Below are 1139 nucleotides of genomic sequence, written 5' to 3'. Positions count from 1 at the left end.
TATCATCGGCATGGAAGCATGCGGATCATCCCACCATTGGGGTCGTCAGCTCCGCAAGCTTGGGCATGATGTGAAGCTCATGCCCGCCGGCTACGTCAAACCCTACGTGAAGCGGGGCAAGAACGACGCCGTGGATGCCGAGGCGATCTGCGAAGCAGTTCGACGCCCGACTATGCGCTTTGTCGAGATCAAGACTGAGGATCAGCAGGCCATTCTCTCAATCCATCGCACACGGGATCTGGCGGTCCGGCAACGCACCCAGTTGGCCAACATGATCCGGAGCCTCTTGCGGGAGTTTGGACACATCTTTCCCATCGGGATTGAAGCTGTGACGGCCTTTGCAAAGCGTCACTTGGATGGTGACCATCCGGACATGCCTGAGATCGCCAATGGCATGCTTGGCATCCAGTGCTATCAGTTCATCGGCCTGAACGAGCGCATCGAAGGCTATTCCAAGATGATCGAGCAACACGCCCTGCTCAAAACGAATGCACGAAGACTGGTGCGCATGCCGGGGATCGGGCCGATCACCGCATCTGCAATTGTCGCTACGATCGGCGATGCAAAACAGTTCCGGACCGGGCGCGATCTGGCGGCCTGGCTCGGACTTACCCCACTCAACAAGTCCAGCGGCGGCAAGGAACGTCTGGGAAAGATCACGAAGCAGGGTGATCGCTACATTCGCAAGCTGTTGGTCGTGGGTATGACTTCGCGCGCAGTCATGGCGAAACGTTCACCAGAGAAAGTCGATTTGTGGACCGCGAAAATTATCGCGGACAAACCGTTCCGGTTGGCGACAACTGCAATGGCAAACAAGGCGGCGCGGGCCATCTGGGCGATGCTCACGAAGAAACAGGAATACCGGCAGCCAGCGTTCTAACCAAGCCAACTGCCCACAAGATGCAAGACGTTGAAGTGATGATGCGGAAGTAAGTCAACCAAGAGCAAGGACACTCCGGGAATGGCAGAGGCCCTATAAGGCCGATAACCCGATTGGAACCTCGCTCGCGGAACTCATCAAGGCCAGTGCCGACAATGTCGCCACCCAAACAGGCCGGACAGACGACGGTACTGACAAAAACGACCGCAGAAATCGCTAGAAACCTCTTGCAATGCAGGAGCCACCCACAGACGCCTTT

1 protein-coding gene is annotated in these 1139 nt (G+C 56.9%); it reads left to right on the top strand.

The window, feature by feature from the left end; genetic code table 11:
* Positions 1-880: IS110 family RNA-guided transposase (locus tag AADZ90_RS22405; RefSeq protein ID WP_411997181.1), on the top strand; the 880-nt coding region annotated here is incomplete at its 5' end.
* Between the last annotated feature and the right edge of the window lie 259 nt (positions 881-1139).

Source organism: Aestuariibius violaceus, assembly GCF_040779325.2.
GTDB classification, from domain to species: domain Bacteria; phylum Pseudomonadota; class Alphaproteobacteria; order Rhodobacterales; family Rhodobacteraceae; genus Aestuariibius; species Aestuariibius violaceus.
This window is presented reverse-complemented; position numbering and strand designations above follow the sequence as displayed.